Source organism: Pseudomonas sp. KH_024_B2 (genome assembly GCF_057839965.1).
On the sequence record NZ_CM174502.1, the window covers coordinates 1,489,372 to 1,507,229 of the forward strand.

Here is a 17,858-nt window from a genome sequence, read left to right on the forward strand (position 1 = left end):
CAAGGGTACGGCGACGGACACGGCGCTGCAAGTCTGGCGAGACGGGTTACTCGTCGCGACCTTCCATCATGGTGCGTTTGAGCATCACATACACCGCACCGGCACCGCCATGTTTAGCCTGGCACGAGGTGAAACCAAGCACCTGCGGATGCTGGCGCAACCAGGTGTTGACGTGACTCTTGATCATTGGCCGCTTGCCGTCGAGCCGCACAGCCTTGCCATGGGTGATGCGTACGCAGCGGATTTCGAATTTGGTCGCTTCAGCGAGAAAGGCCCAGAGGGTTTCGCGGGCTTTTTCCACGCTCATGCCGTGCAGGTCAAGGCTGCCTTCAAAAGGAATCTGGCCGACCTTCAGCTTGCGCATCTGGCTTTCCTGGACACCGTCACGGGCCCACATCAACTCGTCTTCCGGGCCGACATCGATGACAAACTGATCGGACAGGCCGTCAACGGTAGTCGCATCGGTGCGCACGGTAGCGGCCTGGCGCAGCTTGGCGATCTGTGCGCGGTCGGCTTTGGGTTTGCCCGTCTCGGCGCGATCATGTTTGATCGGCTTGACGCCGCGGATCTCGCTTTTGAACAGGGAAAAATCGTCGTCTTGCATGTCAGCCTCCGCGAAGGGCGGCTAGTTTACCCAAGTCGAGACGGATCGGGCATGACAAAACACTGCCTTCCTGCACTCAGTCATTCTTTTTCATCAGATGCGGTGCGATGTTCAGCCCAACGGACTGGTGTCTGCGGCGTCGGCAGCGGCGCCATAACCGGACACCGACGTACAACAGCAACAGACCCATCACCAGAATCACCGCCGAACCGATCGGACTGGCATTCAGCTCGCCGAGCGCGGGCGAGTGGCCCAACAGGCTGGCGGCACCGGCCATCGCCAACAGCACACCGAACATCGCCAGCACTGCCGAAAAAGCCGCGCCCAGGCGAAAACGCCAGTTACTTGGGCCCTTGGGGCGCAAGCGGCGTGCGTCAAATCCATCGGATATTTTCATTCCGACCTTCCTCAATGGGTATCGGCCCTTCGACCGGAAGATGTCCGGGTTGTTCCTGAGGCTAAGACAATTGCAAAGAATGAGAGGCTTTTACGGATGAGCGGCTGGATTGGCCGCTCATCGAGAGTCGATCAGATCAGATCGTTGGTCATCGCCAGGGTGGCAAAATTGTCGGCCATGATGGCCATTTCGGTCTGCTGTACATGTTCTGCACTGAGGATGCCGCCTTTGTATGGCAGATCGCGGGTCGCGCAGGCATCTTCGACCAAGGTGCAGCGAAAGCCCAGGTTCTTGGCCGCGCGTACCGTGGTGCTGACACTCGAATGACTCATGAAACCGCAGACGATCAAGTCCAGTGAGCCGAGGTCCTGCAGGCGCTTTTCCAGTTCCGTGCCATGGAATGCGCTCGGTAGCAGCTTGCCGATGATGGTCTCGTCACCTTGTGGTTCCAGCCCCGGGATGAACTCACCGCGCTCGCCCTGAGGATCGAACATGCCACCCACAGTACCGAGGTGACGCACATGCACGATCGGCCGGCCGGCCGCGCGGGCTGCGGCGACCAGCTGTTTGATGTTTTCGACGGCAGCCTCCATGCCGGTCAGGGCCAAGGGGCCACTGAGATACTCTTTCTGGGCATCGATGATGACCAGGCTGGCATGGTTCAAATTGGCCGGTGCATAACCACGGCCGCTGAGTTGAAACATCGTCTTTGGAACGGACATCCTGGGGCTCCTTTGAGTAGGGCTTTTGCGACATTGTCCTCTGGCTGAGCGCTTCTGTGAATCGCTACCAACGTAGACTATGTGGTTGCTGGCCTACAGCCTTGTCAATAGGGCGGCTCTGTTCAAGCAAAAGGTTAAAAATCGGATAGTTCCTACGTAGGACCGGTGTTTTTCCTGCGTCGTCGGGGGACGTTTTGGCTGTTAGAATCCCCAGTCGCTTTTTTCAGGAGTTTGCCCCGTGATCACTTCCCGCCTGCGCACCTTGCGCGACCACATCCGTTGGGCCGTCAGCCATTTTCATGGGGAGGATCTGTTTTTCGGCCATGGGACTGACAATGCCTGGGACGAAGCCCGCCAATTGGTGCTCGGCGCGTTGCACCTGCCTTGGGAGATTGCCGACAGCTACCTCGACTGCCGCCTGGAAGAAGACGAACTGGTCAACCTGCAACGCCTGCTCAAGCGCCGTATCGAGGAGCGAATCCCGACGGCTTACTTGTTGGGTGAAGCGTGGTTTTGCGGCATGTCGTTCATCGTCGACGAGCGCGTGCTGATCCCGCGTTCACCGATCGGCGAGCTGATCGAAAAACGTTTCGAACCGTGGCTGGGCGCCGAACCTGCACGCATTCTTGACCTGTGCACTGGCTCCGGTTGCATCGGCATCGCCTGCGCTTACGAGTTCCAGAACGCCGAAGTGGTGCTGGCCGACCTGTCGTTCGAAGCCCTGGAAGTGGCGAATCAGAACATCGAGCGTCACGGTGTCGACGAGCGCGTGTACACCGTTCAGGGTGATGGCTTCGATGGCCTGCCGGGCCAGCGCTTCGACTTGATCGTCTCTAACCCGCCGTACGTCGATGCTGAAGATTTCGCCGACATGCCGGACGAATATCAGCATGAGCCGGAGTTAGGCCTGGCCTGCGGTGAGGACGGTTTGAATCTGGTGCGACGCATGCTCAGCGAAGCGGCGGATCATCTGACTGAAAAAGGCTTGCTGATCGTCGAAGTTGGCAACAGCCAGGTGCACGTCGAGGCGTTGTACCCGGAAGTCGATTTCGCCTGGCTGGACTTCGAGCGCGGCGGCCATGGTGTGTTCATGCTGACCGCCGAGCAGTGCCGTCAGCATCAGGCGTTGTTTGCTTCACGGGTTTGAGAAAGTAGCGAGCCTTTTCGCGGATAGAATGCAGTACCTGTGGCGAGGGAGCTTGCTCCCGCTGGGGCGCGCAGCGGCCCTAAAATCTGAGAACTCCGGTGTGTCAGGCAAACCGAATTCTCAGTTTTTACGACTGCTGCGCAGCCGAGCGGGAGCAAGCTCCCTCGCCACAGGTCCACTGTTTATCTCAACTACCTGGCATCAGGGCATCATTCACCCCTGCTTCCCAGCCTCCAGCATATTCTCCGGCCTGACCCAGGTATCGAACTCTTCATCCGTCAGATACCCCAGTTGCAGCGCGGCCTCGCGCAGGGTCAGCCCCTCGCCATAGGCTTTCTTGGCGATTTCGGCCGACTTGTCGTAGCCGATGTGCGGGTTCAGTGCCGTCACCAGCATCAAGCCGCGCTCCAGGTGCGCCGCCATCTGCACCGGGTCAGGCTCCAGCCCGGCGATGCAATGCTGCTGAAAGTTGCTGCACCCATCGCCCAGCAGGCGGATCGATTGCAGCAGGTTATGGATGATCACCGGTTTGAACACATTCAGCTGCAGGTGACCCTGGCTGGCGGCGAAGCCAATGGTCACATCGTTGCCCAGCACTTGGCAGGCGAGCATCGACAGTGCTTCGCATTGAGTCGGATTGACCTTGCCGGGCATGATCGAACTGCCGGGTTCGTTGGCCGGCATTTTCACCTCTGCAAAACCGCCTCGTGGGCCAGAGCCCAGCAAGCGCAGGTCATTGGCGATCTTCATCAAGGTCACGGCGAGGGTCTTCAGCGCGCCGGACAAGGTGGTCAGCGGCTCATGGCCGGCCAATGCAGCGAATTTATTCGGTGCGGTGACGAACGGCAGGCCGGAGAGGGCGGCCAGTTCGGCGGCGATCGCTTCGCCAAAACCGTGCGGCGAGTTGAGCCCGGTCCCCACGGCGGTGCCGCCCTGGGCCAGTTCGCAGACCGCCGGCAGGGCGTTTCGAACCGCTCGTTCGGCGTAACCGAGTTGCGCTATGAACGCCGAAAGTTCCTGGCCAAAAGTGATCGGCGTCGCATCCATCATGTGCGTACGGCCGGTCTTGACCAGCGTCATGTGCCGCGCAGACAGCTCTTCCAAACCGTCGGACAGTTCGTTGATCGCCGGCAGCAGATGGTGCTGCACCGCTTGCGCGGCGGCGATGTGCATGGCTGTGGGGAAGCAGTCGTTGGAGCTCTGCGAGCGGTTGACGTGATCGTTGGGATGCACCGGGATTTTCCCGCCGCGGGGATTGCCAGCCAGTTCGTTGGCGCGCCCGGCGAGCACCTCGTTGACGTTCATGTTGCTCTGAGTGCCACTGCCGGTCTGCCAGACCACCAGCGGGAATTGGCTGTCGTGCTGGCCATCGAGCACTTCGTCGGCGGCCTGTTCGATCAGACGGGCGATGTCGGCGGGCAGGTCACCGTTGCGGTCATTGACCCGCGCGGCGGCTTTCTTGATCAGCGCCAGTGCGTGCAGCACCGCGATCGGCATGCGCTCGTTGCCGATGGCAAAGTTGATCAGCGAGCGTTGCGTCTGAGCGCCCCAGTAGGCTTCATCAGGGACTTCAACCTGGCCAAGGCTGTCGGTTTCGATACGGCTCATCGGTCACACTCCTGTGGGTTTCATTGCGCAGTTTAGGCCCTGATCCGCCACAAGGGTTCCATCAGTCGCTTTTTTGACCGTTCGACCCTTGCAAATCAAGCGTGGCAAGGCTTGGGGTTGAGTGACAGAGTTTTTTAGGTGCAGAATGGTCGCCCTTGGGGTTTTACCTCGCCAGCTAGAAAAGGAAACTTGATGACTCGTCTTCGTGCCATCTGTACCGCGGTTGTTCTGGTTTGCGCCAGCGGCCAGGTTCTCGCCGATACCGCCAGCCACAATGCCAGTGCCGAAGCCTTCCTGACCCTGGCACACGCCGACAAGCTCGGTACCCCGGTGTACATGCAAGTGCAGCAAATGTTTGCCCAGCGCTTTGAACAAACCAAGGCCCCCGAGTCGAAAAAAGCCCTGCTGGAAACCTACCAGGCCAAGGCCAACGCCGCTCTGGACCAGGCCATTGGCTGGAATAAACTCAAGCCGGACATGGTCAAGCTCTACACCACCAACTTCAGCGAATCCGAACTCAAGGACCTGGTAGCCTTCTATAAGTCGCCGCTGGGCAAAAAAGTTCTGGAAAAAATGCCGCAGCTGACTCAGCAATCGGCCCAGATGACTCAGGCCAAGCTGGAAAGCGCAGTACCTGTAGTCAACAAGCTGCTGGCCGACATGACCGCCGAGCTTGAGCCAAAAGCCGCAGCACCGGCCAAGAAAAAGCCTTGAGCGACGCCCGGGATATGAACATGCAACAACGTATCGAATCGGCGCTGAGCGCATTGCAGCCCGAGCATCTGCAAGTACTGGATGAAAGCCATATGCACAGTCGTGGGCTGCAAAGCCACTTCAAGGCGGTGCTGGTCAGTGAACAGTTTGCCGGGCTGAACAGCGTCAAGCGTCACCAGAAGGTCTACGCCACTCTTGGCGAACTGATGGGCGAGTTCCATGCGTTGGCGCTGCATACCTATACGCCTGAAGAATGGGCGAAGATCGGCGCGGCTCCGGCATCGCCGACCTGCGCCGGCGGGAGCAAGCACTAAGGGTTGATGGCCGCTTTTTGTGGCGAGGGAGCTTGCTCCCGCTCGGCTGCGCAGCAGTCGTAAAATCGGTGAGCGCGGTGTGCCAGATACAACGCGTTTGCAGGTTTTAGGGTCGCTGCGCGCCCCAGCGCGAGCAAGCTCGCTCGCCACACAGATATCTGGCAGCCCATTAATCGCTTCGTTTTTGCTAGAATCCGCAACGCGCCGCTAATGTCATTAGTCGGCGCGTTTTTTTTGCATCCGGTTCACCCTTTACGAGGGTAGCCACCTGGAGATTACCCATGGCACAAAACATTGTCGTGGCGGCACTGTATAAGTTCGTCACCCTTGAAGATTACGTCGCCCTGCGCGAGCCACTGCTGCAGGCGATGGTCGATAACGGCATCAAAGGCACCTTGCTGATCGCCGAAGAAGGCATCAACGGCACCGTTTCCGGTAGCCGTGAAGGTATCGACGGGCTGATGGCCTGGTTGAAGAACGATCCGCGCATGGACGACATCGATCACAAAGAGTCGTACTGCGAAGATCAGCCGTTCTATCGGACCAAGGTCAAGCTCAAGAAAGAGATCGTCACCCTCGGCGTTGACGGCGTTGATCCGAACAAACAGGTCGGCACTTATGTCGATCCGCAGAACTGGAACGCCCTGATCAACGATCCAGAAGTGCTGCTGATCGATACCCGTAACGACTACGAAGTCTCGATCGGCACCTTCGAAGGCGCCATCGATCCGAAAACCACCAGTTTTCGCGAATTCCCTGACTACATCAAAGCCAACTTCGACCCTGCCGTGCACAAGAAAGTCGCGATGTTCTGCACCGGCGGCATTCGTTGCGAGAAGGCTTCGAGCTTCATGCTCAGCCAGGGCTTCGACGAGGTGTATCACCTCAAGGGCGGTATTCTGAAGTACCTCGAAGAGGTGCCGCAGGAAGAAACCAAATGGCAGGGCGACTGCTTCGTCTTCGATAACCGCGTGACCGTGCGTCACGACCTTAGCGAAGGAGACTACGATCAGTGTCATGCCTGTCGGACACCGGTCAGCGTCGAAGACCGCACCTCCGAGCACTACGTGGCCGGCATCAGTTGCCCGCATTGCTGGGATAAACTGAGCGAGAAAACCCGGCGCAGTGCCATCGACCGGCAGAAGCAGATCGAACTGGCCAAGGCGCGCAATATGCCGCACCCGATCGGTTACAACTACAAGCAATCACCTTCCGAGGCTTGAACCATGTCTGCGCGCCTGCTCTATGTGATGGACCCGATGTGTTCCTGGTGCTGGGGCTTCGCTCCGGTGGCCGAGGCCCTGATAGAGCAGGCGCAGGCCGCAGGTGTCGAGTTGCATCTGGTGGTCGGCGGCTTGCGCACCGGCAGTGGTGCGGCGCTGGAACCGACCACGCGGCGTTACATTCTTGAGCACTGGCAGGCGGTCACCGAGGCCACTGGTCAGCCGTTCAAACTCGAGGGCGCCTTGCCCGAAGGTTTCGTCTATGACACCGAGCCGGCCTGCCGGGCGGTGGTGACCGCGCGCAGCCTGGCACCGGACTGTGCCTGGAAACTGCTCAAGCTGATTCAGCAGGCCTTTTATGTCGAAGGTCGCGACGTCACCCACGCGAGCGTATTGGTGGAACTGGCTGAAACAGCGGGTTTACCACGTATCGAGTTTGCCGCAGCCTTCGATCGCGCTGATCAGCACGCGGCGACGGCGGCGGACTTCACTTGGGTACAGGACCTGGGTATTGCCGGTTTCCCGACCTTGCTCGCCGAGCGCAATGGTCAACTGGCGCTGCTGACCAATGGCTATCAGCCGCTTGACGTTCTGTCCCCATTGCTCGGTCGTTGGCTGGAGCGTGCCGCCTGTGCATGATCAACCCAAACGTATCGATCGGCTGAGCTGGGCGGAAATCCGTCGTTTGGCGTTACATCACAAGAAATCCCTGTGGATCGCCAACGGCGTAGCGGTGTTGGCGACGCTCTGCAGCGTACCTATCCCTTTGCTGTTGCCGTTGCTGGTGGACGAAGTGTTGCTGGGGCATGGCGACGCCGCGCTGAAGGTCATGAATCACGCGCTACCGACAGGCTGGCAAAGCGCCGCTGGCTACATCGGGTTGATGCTGCTGATCACCCTGACACTGCGTTGTGGTGCATTGCTGTTCAACGTGGTGCAGGCGCGATTGTTCGCAGGCCTGGCCAAAGACATCGTCTACCGCATTCGCGTCAGGCTGATCGAGCGACTCAAACGCATCTCCCTCGGCGAATACGAAAGCCTGGGCAGTGGCACGGTGGCTACTCATTTGGTCACCGATCTGGATACCGTCGATAAATTCGTCGGTGAAACCCTCAGTCGTTTTCTGGTGGCCATGCTCACGCTGGTCGGGACTGCGGGCATTCTGGTCTGGATGCACTGGCAGCTGGCGTTGTTGATTTTGCTGTTCAATCCGCTGATGATTTACGCCACGGTGCAACTGGGCAAACGGGTCAAACACCTGAAAAAACTGGAGAACGACAGCACTTCACGGTTTACCCAGGCGCTCACCGAAACCCTTGAGGCGATCCAGGAAGTTCGCGCCGGTAACCGCCAGGGCTTTTTCCTCGGCCGTTTAGGCCAGCGGGCGCAGGAAGTGCGCGATTATGCGGTGAACTCGCAATGGAAGACCGACGCCTCCAGTCGGGCCAGCGGTTTGCTGTTCCAGTTCGGTATCGACATCTTCCGCGCGGCGGCCATGCTCACCGTGCTGTTTTCCGACCTGTCCATCGGCCAGATGCTGGCGGTGTTCAGCTATCTCTGGTTCATGATCGGGCCGGTCGAGCAATTGCTCAATTTGCAGTACGCCTACTACGCGGCGGGAGGGGCGTTGACGCGGATCAATGAGTTGCTGTCCCGTGCCGATGAGCCACAGTACCCCGGCGGTATTAACCCTTTTCTGGGGCGTGAGACGGTGGGGATCGAAGTTCGTGGTTTGAGCTTCGGCTATGGCGAAGAATTGGTGCTCAATCAGATGGACCTGTCCATCGCGCCCGGCGAAAAGGTCGCGATCGTCGGCGCCAGCGGCGGTGGCAAAAGTACCTTGGTGCAATTGCTTTTGGGGCTCTACACGCCGCAGGCGGGCAGCATCCGTTTCGGCGGTTCGACCCAGCAGGAAATCGGCCTGGAAACCGTGCGCGAGCATGTTGCCGTGGTGTTGCAGCACCCGGCGCTGTTCAACGATACGGTACGGGCCAACCTGACCATGGGCCGTTCACGCAGTGATGAAGCCTGCTGGCAGGCGCTGGAAATTGCTCAACTGGATGCCACGATCAGAGCCTTGCCCCAAGGGCTGGAAAGCGTCGTCGGGCGTTCCGGGGTGCGCCTGTCTGGCGGTCAGCGTCAGCGTCTGGCCATTGCGCGGATGGTCCTGGCCGAACCCAAGGTGGTGATACTCGACGAGGCGACCTCGGCGCTGGACGCTGCGACCGAGTACAACCTGCACCAGGCACTGGCGCGCTTTCTGAACGGTCGGACAACCTTGATCATCGCCCACCGTCTGTCTGCGGTAAAACAGGCTGATCGAGTGCTGGTGTTTGATGGCGGGCAGATCGCCGAGGATGGCGACCACCAGCAATTGATTGCTGATGGTGGTTTGTATGCCAAGCTTTATGGGCATTTGCAGCAGGTGCAGCGACCTTGAGTCTTGTCCGGCCCTCTGTGAATGTTTGAATTCACTGGGGGCAATGGCGCTTTTGTGGCGATTGACGTTTTCGTTGGATCCAGCGAAGCATCCAGCCGTCCGAATCGTCGAAAACTAGCCTAGTCTGTGCTGTTAGGAGCAAAACTCCACTCGTGCTTATGCAAGGGACGACATGAAGCAAAAGCGGACTCTCGGAACGCCACGGTTGTTGGGTATCGTCTGGCCATTCATTGCCGTCGTGTTGTTTCAGGCATTGCTGGGTGGCGTCAGCCTGTACGTTCTGTCGGCGGTGCGCGGTTATGTTGCAGGTGAGAGTCTGTGGTCCAAGGGCCAGAAAGACGCTATCTATTACCTCAACCTGTATGCCGACAGTCGCGACGAAAGCATTTTCCTCAAATACCAGGATGCCATCGCCGTGCCGCAGGGCGGGCATCAGCTGCGTCTTGCCCTGGATTCCAGGCCCCCGGACCTTGAGGCTGCCCGTCTGGGTATCCTCAAGGGCGGCAACCATCCGGATGACGTCTCCAGTCTGATCTGGTTGTACCTGAACTTTCGTCACTTCAGTTACCTGGAAAAAGCCATCGATCTGTGGATCGTGGGCGATAGCTATCTGGTGCAACTGGACACTGTCGCTCTAGAAATGCACCAGGGCATGGCCAGTAATCTGGCGACTGCTGGCGATGTTCAACGCTGGAAAGCCCGGATATTTGCGATTAACGAGAGGGTGACACCTGCTGCCAAAGCCTTCAGTGATGCATTGGGCGAGGGGTCGCGGTTCATTCTGAGGCTGTTGCTGATTACCAATCTGGTCACCGCGCTCGGCCTGATCGCTATGGCGCTGCTGCGTACCCACAAGCTGCTGAAACAACGTCATGCATTTGCCAATGCCTTGCAGCTGGAAAAAGAGCGGGCGCAAATCACCCTGCAATCCATTGGTGATGGCGTTATCACCACGGATGTCGGGGGGGCGATCGCTTATATGAACCCGGCGGCTGAAGTGCTGACTCATTGGAAAGCCGAGCAGGCCGTTGGTCTGCCGCTGGCGGCGTTATTCAATGTGCTGGATGAAGACGCCCAGGCTGATGGTTTTACCCTGATCGAGCACATTCTCAGCGGTCAACTCAGTGGCGGCAGTGAGCACGCCAAACTGATTCAGCGCCTGGACGGCAGCACGGTGTCGGTGAACCTGGTCGGTACGCCGATCCGCAATGCCGGTAAAGTCAGTGGCACGGTGCTGGTGCTGCACGACATGACTCAGGAGCGGCAGTACATCGCCAATCTTTCATGGCAGGCGACTCATGATGCGCTGACGGGCCTGGCTAACCGCCGCGAATTCGAGTATCGCCTCGAACAAGCCCTGCACAATCTGACACATCAGCCGGGCCGGCACACTGTCATGTTCCTCGACCTCGATCAGTTCAAGGTGGTCAATGACACGTGCGGTCATGCGGCGGGCGACGAACTGCTGCGGCATATCTGTGCCTTGTTGCAATCGGGCTTGCGCGAAGGCGATACCCTGGCCCGGTTGGGTGGAGACGAATTCGGCATCCTGCTTGAATACTGCCCGCCGGACGCTGCGGAGAAGATCGCCGAGGGGCTGCGTCAGACCGTGCAGAACCTCCATTTCGTGTGGAAAGGCCGGCCCTTTGTGACCACGGTCAGTATCGGCCTGGTGCATGTCTCCCAGGCGCCTGCCACCCTTGAAACATCATTACGTGCCGCCGACATGGCCTGTTATATGGCCAAGGAGAAAGGGCGAAATCGGGTACAGGTCTACCATGCCGACGATTCGGAGTTGTCCTTGCGCTTTGGTGAGATGGCGTGGGTGCAGCGACTGCATTTGGCGCTGGAAGAAAACCGCTTCGTTTTATATTCCCAGGAAATCGCCGCGTTGGGTCATACAGAACGTGGGAACGGGCATATAGAAATATTGCTGCGGTTACATGATGAAGCAGGGCGGATGATTCTGCCCGACAGCTTTATTCCTGCGGCCGAGCGTTATGGATTAATGACATCGCTGGATCGTTGGGTAGTGCAGAACGTATTCAAGGTTATTGCCCAGTGCATTGCGCAAGAGCGAGAAGGGCCAATGGCAATGTGTGCGATTAATCTGTCAGGTATTACTATAGGAGATGATGACTTTCTGGACTTCCTGCGGGAGCAGTTCATTTCCTACGCTATCCCTCCTGAAATGATTTGTTTTGAAATCACAGAAACCAGTGCAATTTCAAACTTGGGGAGCGCAATAAAATTTATCAATGAACTCAAAGGCTTAGGGTGTTATTTCTCGCTGGATGACTTTTGTGCCGGTATGTCCTCATTCGCATATCTGAAACATTTACCTGTAGACTTCTTGAAGATCGATGGGAGTTTCGTAAAGGATATGCTGGACGACCCGATTAATCGCGCTATGGTCGAAGTGATCAATCATATCGGTCATGTCATGGGTAAACGCACAATTGCCGAGTTTGTTGAAACACCTCAGATTGAGCAGGCCTTGCTGGAGATCGGAGTGGATTACGCTCAAGGGTATATTATTCAACGCCCGCAATTGTTTACCGGTGACAGTCTGCAGTGTCGACCCACCCGACCACAGCCTTTGTTATTCAAGGCGCCTGGCACGTTCCGTTGAAACCTCCTGTTGATCAGTACCATCACAATCAAAAGGAGCTCGACAATGATCGACACATTCAACAGAACTGGCCCACTTATGGAAGCCGCAAGTTACCCGTTATGGGCTCAAAAGCTGATCCGCGATTGCAGCGAGAGCAAGCGCCGGGTGGTTGAGCACGAACTGTATCAGCGCATGCGCGATAACAAGCTCAGCACAAAAACCATGCGTCAGTACCTTATCGGTGGCTGGCCTGTCGTTGAGCAGTTCGCTTTGTATATGTCGCAAAATCTGGCCAAAACCCGCTTTGCACGCCACCCCGGCGAAGACATGGCGCGTCGCTGGCTGATGCGTAACATTCGGGTAGAACTCAATCACGCCGATTATTGGGTGCACTGGAGTCGTGCGCATGGCGTCAGCCTGGAAGATTTGCAGGCGCAGGAGGTAGCCCCGGAGCTTCATGCCCTGAGTCACTGGTGCTGGCACACCAGTTCGGCTGATTCGCTGATCGTGGCGATCGCCGCGACCAACTATGCCATCGAGGGAGCCACTGGCGAGTGGTCGGCGCTGGTTTGCTCCAATGGCATCTATGCGGCGGCGTTCCCGGAGGAAGACCGCAAGCGAGCGATGAAGTGGTTGAAAATGCATGCCCAGTACGATGATGCCCATCCATGGGAAGCGCTGGAAATCATCTGCACGCTGGCGGGTATGAACCCGACCCAATCGCTGCAAGCCGAATTGCGCCAGGCCGTTTGTAAGAGCTATGACTACATGTACCTGTTCCTGGAACGCTGCATGCAGTTGGAGCAGTCGCAACGGGCAGCGGTAACTCGTGAGCGCAAGGTGCTGGTCGAGAGCTAATCCGAAGGCAACACAAATCAAATGTGGGAGCGAGCTTGCTCGCGAAGGCGGACTGACATTCAGCACTGATGTCGCCTGTTATACCGCTTTCGCGAGCAAGCTCGCTCCCACATTAGTCCTCCCACATTAGTCCTGCGTTCTCAACCCGCCATCGCCAGTCGGTTACGGCCTTCGCGTTTTGCCACATACAAGGCACTGTCTGCCCGGCGCAACAGGCTTTCGACTGACTCACCGGGTAACAGGGTGGAGCAGCCCAGGCTCACCGTCAGTTCGATAAGCGTGTCATCCGCCCAATAATCCTGAGCCAGTACCGCTTGACGTAGCCGCTCGCCAACCATGGCGGCGGCCTCTCGGCCGGTGCTGGAGAGCAGGATCAGAAACTCCTCGCCACCATATCGAAACACCATATCGACATTGCGCAACTGGTCCTTGATCGAGGCCGCTACAGCCTTGAGCACCTTGTCGCCGGCACTGTGACCGTGGTTGTCGTTGATTCTCTTGAAATGGTCGATATCCAGCATCAATAGCGATAACGGCTGCAGATGCCGGCGGGACAGTTCAATTTCGCGCTGCAGCGTCTGATCCATGGCGATGCGGTTGCCGGTGTCCGTCAACGGGTCACGCAGCGCACTACGGGTGGCCGCCCGGTACAGCAGGGCGTTGCGCATTGGAAAGAGCAGGGAGGACAGCAGGGATTCCAGATTACCCAGTTCCTGTTCGCTAAAGCGTTGATTGCGTCGAAACACCAGTTCGCCCAGGTGCTCGCCTTCATGGCTGAGGCTATAGCTCACGGAGTGGTGCCCGCGCTGACCGAACTCCAGGCGCAAATCGCTGGCCTGGTGCTGGTAGTTCAAGGCATCCAGCGGAACGAGTCGCTGAATTTCGCGGAAGAACACTCCCAGGATGGGCTGTAGCTCAAGACTGGTTTGCAACTGCAGAGCGAGTTGCTGGCGCAGTTGAGCAAGGCTGACGGGGCGATGCAGAAGTGGTGACTGCTGACCAAAGCCCAGGCGTTGCAATTTGGCGCTATCAAAGTCAATTGCGTTGGTCTGGGTAGGTGATTTCATATGGCGTGAGCCCCTAAGCGCGTAATGCTGTCTTACAGGCTGGGTGAGAGCGGCTTTGGGCTGCGCGTCATACTGGTCCATCAGTCCCGTAGGACAATTGGTTACAGTCTAGTCTGCTTTACCGGTCGTTATAAACCCCGGCTCAAGCGACGCCCGCTTCGCTAACACACTGCGTGTCTGAGTAGTGTTAGAGCGAAAGTCGTGCCAGTCGGTTCAGTTAAATAAAAATCGTTTTAATTCAGGTCATTGGGCGTAATGCCCATGGGGATATCGGCATTTATTTGGCTTCGGCAGCCGATCTGCTGAGCGTATGACATGCGCCGTGACAGAATTCCGTCACGGCGATGGGGGGAGGTTTATTGCGCGTCGAAGGCCTGGCCGTTGATGCCGCTGCTGTCCGGGCCCATCAAGTACAGATAGACCGGCATGATTGCTTCAGGCGTCGGGTTGTTGCCCGGGTTTTCGCCCGGATAAGCCTGAGCTCGCATGCTGGTGCGGGTGGCGCCAGGGTTGATGCTGTTGGCGCGGACCGGTGCGACAGTGTCCAGTTCATCGGCCAGGGTTTGCATCAGGCCTTCGGTCGCAAACTTCGAGACACCGTAGGCGCCCCAGTAGGCGCGACCTTTGCGTCCGACGCTGCTTGAGGTGAACACCACCGACGCGTCCTTGGACAGTTTGAGCAGCGGCAGCAGGGTGCTGGTCAGCATGAACATGGCGTTGACGTTGACGTGCATCACACGCATGAAGTTTTCGCCGGACAACTGCTCCAGCGGGGTGCGCGGGCCAATGATCGAGGCGTTGTGCAGCAAACCGTCGAGGTGCCCGAACTCGGTTTCGATCATGGCTGCCAGTTCGTCGTACTGATGCGGCAGCGCGGTTTCCAGATTGAATGGAATGACGGCCGGTTGTGGATAACCGGCCGCTTCGATTTCGTCATAAACCTGGGTCAGATTGGCTTCGGTCTTGCCGAGCAGCAGCACCGTGGCGCCATGAGCTGCAAAGGTTTTTGCAGCGGCAGCACCAATGCCACGACCGGCGCCGGTGACCAGAATGACCCGGTCTTTGAGCAATTCAGGGCGGGCGGAGTAATCAAACATAAAAAACCTCAACAAAACAGAAAACAGAGCGACCGCTTCGCGGTCATTCGCGAGCAAGCTCGCTCCCACAGGGATCGCATGCACCGATAAAGGTGCGTCAGGCCGAGATCATGTGGGAGCGGCGGTGCGGCGATCCGACTTGCCCGCGAAGGCGTCCGAACAGGCGGCACCGTCCAATGATCCGGGAGCGCGTCTCAGCAGCCACACAGCGCGCTATCCAGCACCTTACGCAACTCCAGCGGATGATCGACCACCACATCCGCCCCCCAATGACCGGGGTTGTCGTCCGGATGAATATAGCCATAGGTCACCGCGGCAGTTCTGGTGCCTGCGTCGCGACCCGACTCGATATCGCGCAGGTCATCGCCAACGAACAGCACGCTGGCCGGATCGAGGTCGAGCATCTTGCAGGCGAGGATCAACGGTTCGGGATCAGGCTTGCTGTTCTTCACATGATCCGGGCAAATCAGTACCGCCGAACGCTCGGCCAGCCCCAGTTGCTGCATGATCGGTTCGGCAAAGCGCAGCGGCTTGTTGGTGACGACACCCCAGATCAGGTTGGCTTTTTCGATGTCTGCCAGGAGTTCGGCCATCCCGTCGAAAAGCTTGCTGTGGACCGCGCAGTCTTTTAGGTAGCGCTCCAGAAACTCCAGGCGCAGTTCCTCGAAGCCCGGTGATTCCGGGTCCATCGAAAACGTCACGGCAACCATCGCCCGCGCACCGCCGGAGATCTCGTCGCGGATGTGCTTGTCTGAAATCGGCGCCAGGCCGCGATCGGCGCGCATGCTCTGGCAGATGGCGATAAAGTCCGGTGCGGTGTCGAGCAGCGTGCCGTCCATGTCGAAAAGAACCGCTCTGATACGCATGGGCTTATTCCTCCCGCAGGGTCTGGATCATGTAGTTGACGTCAACGTCCGTCGCCAGCTTGTAGTGCTTGGTCAGCGGGTTGTAGGTCAGGCCGATGATGTCCTTGACGCTCAGCCCGGCCGACCGGCTCCAGGCGCCGAGCTCGGAAGGACGGATGAATTTCTTGAAATCGTGGGTGCCGCGCGGCAGCAGTTTCATGATGTATTCGGCGCCGACAATCGCGAACAGGAACGCCTTGGGATTGCGGTTGATGGTGGAGAAGAACACCTGGCCGCCGGGCTTGACCATGCGGAAGCAAGCGCGGATCACCGAAGACGGGTCTGGCACGTGTTCGAGCATTTCCAGACAGGTGATCACGTCGAATTGCTCCGGCATTTCTTCGGCCAGGTCTTCGGCGGTGATCTGCCGGTACTCGACGCTGACGCCGGACTCCAGTTGATGTAACTGAGCCACGGCCAGCGGTGCTTCGCCCATGTCGATGCCCATCACCGTTGCGCCGCGCTGAGCCATGGCTTCGCTGAGGATGCCGCCGCCGCAGCCGACGTCGAGGACTTTTTTACCGGCCAGTTTTACCCGCTCGTCGATCCAGTTGACCCGCAGCGGGTTGATGTCGTGCAGCGGTTTGAATTCGCTTTCACGGTCCCACCAGCGATGGGCCAGGGCTTCGAATTTGGCGATTTCAGCGTGGTCGACGTTGCTCATGGGATCATCCTCTAAATCTGATAAATTCTGTGCCTGGCCTTGAACGTCAGCTCAAGGTTTTTCTATCTATTCACAAAGACTATTCACAATGACCGCTGATGCGTTTGCCCCAGGCTACGGCTGTGGCGCAGAGCTGTTGCTCATCCAGACGGGTCAGGCGCCGGTCGTCGAGTAATTGCTTGCCGGCGACCCAAAGGTGTTTCACGCAGTCCCGGCCGGTAGCATAGATAAGCTGCGAGACGGGGTCGTAAATCGGTTGCTGCGCCAGGCCAGAGAGGTCGAAGGCCACCAGGTCGGCAGCCTTGCCGACTTCCAGTGAGCCGACTTCGGCCTCCAGTCCCAACGCTCGGGCTCCATTGAGCGTGGCCATGCGCAAGGCGCGATGGGCATCCAGAGCGGTCGCCGAGCCGGCGACGGCCTTGGCCAGCAGTGCCGCGGTACGGGTTTCACCCAGCAGATCGAGGTCATTGTTGCTGGCCGCACCGTCGGTGCCGACCGCCACGTTGACGCCGGCCAGCCACAAACGCTCGACCGGGCAGAAGCCGCTGGCCAGTTTCAGGTTCGATTCCGGGCAATGAATCACGCTGCTGTTACTTTCTACCAGTAAAGTCAGGTCGTCGTCGCTGATTTGCGTCATGTGTACGGCCTGGAAGCGCGGCCCGAGCAAGCCCAGGCGCCCCAGGCGGGCCAGCGGCCGCTCGCCGCGCTGCTCGACGGATTGCTGCACTTCAAAGGCAGTTTCATGGACGTGCATATGAATCGAGGCGTCCAGCTCCTCGGCGATGACCCGGATTTTCTCGAGGTTCTCGTCGCCGACGGTGTAGGGTGCATGAGGGCCGAAGGCGATTTTGATGCGCGGATGGTGCTTGAGATCGTTGAACAGCTCGACGCCCTGACGGATGGCCTCGTCGGCATCGCTGGCGCCGGGAATCGGGAAGTCGAGGATCGGGATCGCAATCTGCGCGCGAATACCGCTGTTATGCACGCGTTCGCTGGCGACTTTCGGGAAGAAATACATGTCCGAGAAACAGGTGATGCCGCTTTTAAGTTGTTCGGCGATGGCCAGATCGGTGCCATCGCGAACAAAACCCTCATCGACCCACTTGGCTTCGGCGGGCCAGATGTGCTGTTCCAGCCAGGTCATCAGCGGCAGGTCATCGGCCAGGCCGCGAAACAGGGTCATCGCGGCATGCCCATGAGCATTGATCAGCCCGGGGCTGAGCAGCATGCCCGGCAGTTCGCGGACTTCAGTGGCCTTGAGTTTCAAGGCGTCGGCGCGTGGGCCGATGAATACAATGCGACCGTCACGGATGCCCAGACCATGCTCTTTGAGGACCACGCCGGCGGGTTCGACAGGTACCAACCAGGTCGGCAACAATAATAAGTCGAGCGCAGCGGCAGGATTCGGCATCGAGGGTGGGTTCCAGTACTTTATAAAGGATGGCGAAGTATACCCGAGCGTCTTCGCCGGGGGATCGCTATAA

17 protein-coding genes are annotated in these 17,858 nt (G+C 58.5%); 8 read left to right on the forward strand and 9 right to left on the reverse strand.

Features of this window, described 5'->3' with window-relative positions:
- Positions 1 to 46: 46 nt before the first annotated feature.
- The 3 genes from AC3I0A_RS07045 to AC3I0A_RS07055 form a co-directional block, all read right to left on the reverse strand.
- Positions 47 to 604: a Smr/MutS family protein gene (locus tag AC3I0A_RS07045; RefSeq protein ID WP_489376920.1), complete on the reverse strand. Its 558-nt coding sequence runs from the start codon at positions 602 to 604 to the stop codon at positions 47 to 49.
- Between the two features lie 76 nt (positions 605 to 680).
- Entirely contained in the window at positions 681 to 1,001 is a 321-nt protein-coding gene (locus AC3I0A_RS07050) for a hypothetical protein (protein ID WP_489376921.1), read from the reverse strand.
- A 131-nt stretch (positions 1,002 to 1,132) separates the two neighbouring features.
- A complete protein-coding gene (locus AC3I0A_RS07055) occupies positions 1,133 to 1,723 on the reverse strand; it encodes a cysteine hydrolase family protein (RefSeq protein WP_489376923.1) in 591 nt (196 codons plus the stop codon).
- Positions 1,724 to 1,961: 238 nt separating this feature from the next.
- On the opposite strand from AC3I0A_RS07055, the gene prmB reads away from it, so the two are divergent.
- The gene (gene prmB / locus AC3I0A_RS07060; protein WP_489376925.1) at positions 1,962 to 2,870 is read left to right on the forward strand and encodes a 50S ribosomal protein L3 N(5)-glutamine methyltransferase; all 909 of its coding nucleotides are present in this window, start codon (positions 1,962 to 1,964) and stop codon (positions 2,868 to 2,870) included.
- 213 nt (positions 2,871 to 3,083) lie between these two features.
- Here the strand turns inward: prmB and AC3I0A_RS07065 are convergent, their stop codons facing one another.
- Positions 3,084 to 4,478, reverse strand: coding sequence for a class II fumarate hydratase (locus AC3I0A_RS07065; protein WP_489376926.1), 1,395 nt, complete (start codon positions 4,476 to 4,478; stop codon positions 3,084 to 3,086).
- 192 nt (positions 4,479 to 4,670) lie between these two features.
- Here AC3I0A_RS07065 and AC3I0A_RS07070 point away from each other — a divergent pair, with 192 nt between their 5' ends.
- From AC3I0A_RS07070 to AC3I0A_RS07100, 7 genes are all read left to right on the forward strand, one after another.
- Positions 4,671 to 5,192 carry a DUF2059 domain-containing protein gene (locus AC3I0A_RS07070; RefSeq protein WP_489376927.1) on the forward strand — a complete coding sequence of 174 codons (522 nt, stop codon included), beginning with the start codon at positions 4,671 to 4,673 and terminating at the stop codon, positions 5,190 to 5,192.
- A 14-nt stretch (positions 5,193 to 5,206) separates the two neighbouring features.
- A complete protein-coding gene (locus AC3I0A_RS07075; RefSeq protein ID WP_489378444.1) occupies positions 5,207 to 5,506 on the forward strand; it encodes a BolA family protein in 300 nt (99 codons plus the stop codon).
- A 281-nt stretch (positions 5,507 to 5,787) separates the two neighbouring features.
- The gene (gene trhO / locus AC3I0A_RS07080; RefSeq protein WP_489376928.1) at positions 5,788 to 6,729 is read left to right on the forward strand and encodes an oxygen-dependent tRNA uridine(34) hydroxylase TrhO; all 942 of its coding nucleotides are present in this window, start codon (positions 5,788 to 5,790) and stop codon (positions 6,727 to 6,729) included.
- A 36-nt stretch (positions 6,730 to 6,765) separates the two neighbouring features.
- Positions 6,766 to 7,368 (forward strand): DsbA family protein, encoded by a 603-nt coding sequence (locus AC3I0A_RS07085; protein ID WP_489378446.1) that lies wholly within the window; start codon positions 6,766 to 6,768, stop codon positions 7,366 to 7,368.
- On the forward strand, positions 7,361 to 9,169 hold the full coding sequence (locus tag AC3I0A_RS07090; RefSeq protein WP_489376929.1) for an ABC transporter ATP-binding protein: 1,809 nt from the start codon (positions 7,361 to 7,363) through the stop codon (positions 9,167 to 9,169). Before AC3I0A_RS07085 ends, AC3I0A_RS07090 begins: the two co-directional genes overlap by 8 nt.
- A gap of 172 nt (positions 9,170 to 9,341) precedes the next feature.
- Positions 9,342 to 11,801, forward strand: coding sequence for an EAL domain-containing protein (locus tag AC3I0A_RS07095; RefSeq protein WP_489376930.1), 2,460 nt, complete (start codon positions 9,342 to 9,344; stop codon positions 11,799 to 11,801).
- Positions 11,802 to 11,846: 45 nt separating this feature from the next.
- Complete coding sequence (locus AC3I0A_RS07100) at positions 11,847 to 12,641, forward strand: iron-containing redox enzyme family protein (protein ID WP_489376931.1); 795 nt, start codon at positions 11,847 to 11,849, stop codon at positions 12,639 to 12,641.
- A 140-nt stretch (positions 12,642 to 12,781) separates the two neighbouring features.
- On the opposite strand, the gene AC3I0A_RS07105 is transcribed toward AC3I0A_RS07100, so the two are convergent.
- The 5 genes from AC3I0A_RS07105 to AC3I0A_RS07125 form a co-directional block, all read right to left on the reverse strand.
- A complete protein-coding gene (locus AC3I0A_RS07105) occupies positions 12,782 to 13,708 on the reverse strand; it encodes a GGDEF domain-containing protein (protein ID WP_489376932.1) in 927 nt (308 codons plus the stop codon).
- A gap of 356 nt (positions 13,709 to 14,064) precedes the next feature.
- On the reverse strand, positions 14,065 to 14,805 hold the full coding sequence (locus tag AC3I0A_RS07110) for a YciK family oxidoreductase (protein ID WP_489376933.1): 741 nt from the start codon (positions 14,803 to 14,805) through the stop codon (positions 14,065 to 14,067).
- Positions 14,806 to 14,999: 194 nt separating this feature from the next.
- A complete protein-coding gene (gene mupP, locus AC3I0A_RS07115) occupies positions 15,000 to 15,671 on the reverse strand; it encodes an N-acetylmuramic acid 6-phosphate phosphatase MupP (protein ID WP_489376934.1) in 672 nt (223 codons plus the stop codon).
- Between the two features lie 4 nt (positions 15,672 to 15,675).
- Positions 15,676 to 16,374 (reverse strand): bifunctional 2-polyprenyl-6-hydroxyphenol methylase/3-demethylubiquinol 3-O-methyltransferase UbiG, encoded by a 699-nt coding sequence (ubiG, locus tag AC3I0A_RS07120; protein WP_489376935.1) that lies wholly within the window; start codon positions 16,372 to 16,374, stop codon positions 15,676 to 15,678.
- Positions 16,375 to 16,453: 79 nt separating this feature from the next.
- Positions 16,454 to 17,785, reverse strand: a complete 1,332-nt coding sequence (locus tag AC3I0A_RS07125) for a TRZ/ATZ family hydrolase (protein WP_489376936.1) — start codon at positions 17,783 to 17,785, stop codon at positions 16,454 to 16,456.
- Positions 17,786 to 17,858: the final 73 nt, after the last annotated feature.

What these genes read in the sequence shown, in the direction of transcription:
- AC3I0A_RS07045 (WP_489376920.1), bottom strand. Translation starts at nt 604, where the DNA reads ATGCAAGACGACGATTTTTCCCTGTTCAAAAGCGAGATCCGCGGCGTC.
- AC3I0A_RS07050 (WP_489376921.1), bottom strand. Translation starts at nt 1,001, where the DNA reads ATGAAAATATCCGATGGATTTGACGCACGCCGCTTGCGCCCCAAGGGC.
- AC3I0A_RS07055 (WP_489376923.1), bottom strand. Translation starts at nt 1,723, where the DNA reads ATGTCCGTTCCAAAGACGATGTTTCAACTCAGCGGCCGTGGTTATGCA.
- AC3I0A_RS07065 (WP_489376926.1), bottom strand. Translation starts at nt 4,478, where the DNA reads ATGAGCCGTATCGAAACCGACAGCCTTGGCCAGGTTGAAGTCCCTGAT.
- AC3I0A_RS07070 (WP_489376927.1), top strand. Translation starts at nt 4,671, where the DNA reads ATGACTCGTCTTCGTGCCATCTGTACCGCGGTTGTTCTGGTTTGCGCC.
- AC3I0A_RS07075 (WP_489378444.1), top strand. Translation starts at nt 5,207, where the DNA reads ATGAACATGCAACAACGTATCGAATCGGCGCTGAGCGCATTGCAGCCC.
- trhO (WP_489376928.1), top strand. Translation starts at nt 5,788, where the DNA reads ATGGCACAAAACATTGTCGTGGCGGCACTGTATAAGTTCGTCACCCTT.
- AC3I0A_RS07085 (WP_489378446.1), top strand. Translation starts at nt 6,766, where the DNA reads ATGTGTTCCTGGTGCTGGGGCTTCGCTCCGGTGGCCGAGGCCCTGATA.
- AC3I0A_RS07095 (WP_489376930.1), top strand. Translation starts at nt 9,342, where the DNA reads ATGAAGCAAAAGCGGACTCTCGGAACGCCACGGTTGTTGGGTATCGTC.
- AC3I0A_RS07100 (WP_489376931.1), top strand. Translation starts at nt 11,847, where the DNA reads ATGATCGACACATTCAACAGAACTGGCCCACTTATGGAAGCCGCAAGT.
- AC3I0A_RS07105 (WP_489376932.1), bottom strand. Translation starts at nt 13,708, where the DNA reads ATGAAATCACCTACCCAGACCAACGCAATTGACTTTGATAGCGCCAAA.
- AC3I0A_RS07110 (WP_489376933.1), bottom strand. Translation starts at nt 14,805, where the DNA reads ATGTTTGATTACTCCGCCCGCCCTGAATTGCTCAAAGACCGGGTCATT.
- mupP (WP_489376934.1), bottom strand. Translation starts at nt 15,671, where the DNA reads ATGCGTATCAGAGCGGTTCTTTTCGACATGGACGGCACGCTGCTCGAC.
- ubiG (WP_489376935.1), bottom strand. Translation starts at nt 16,374, where the DNA reads ATGAGCAACGTCGACCACGCTGAAATCGCCAAATTCGAAGCCCTGGCC.
- AC3I0A_RS07125 (WP_489376936.1), bottom strand. Translation starts at nt 17,785, where the DNA reads ATGCCGAATCCTGCCGCTGCGCTCGACTTATTATTGTTGCCGACCTGG.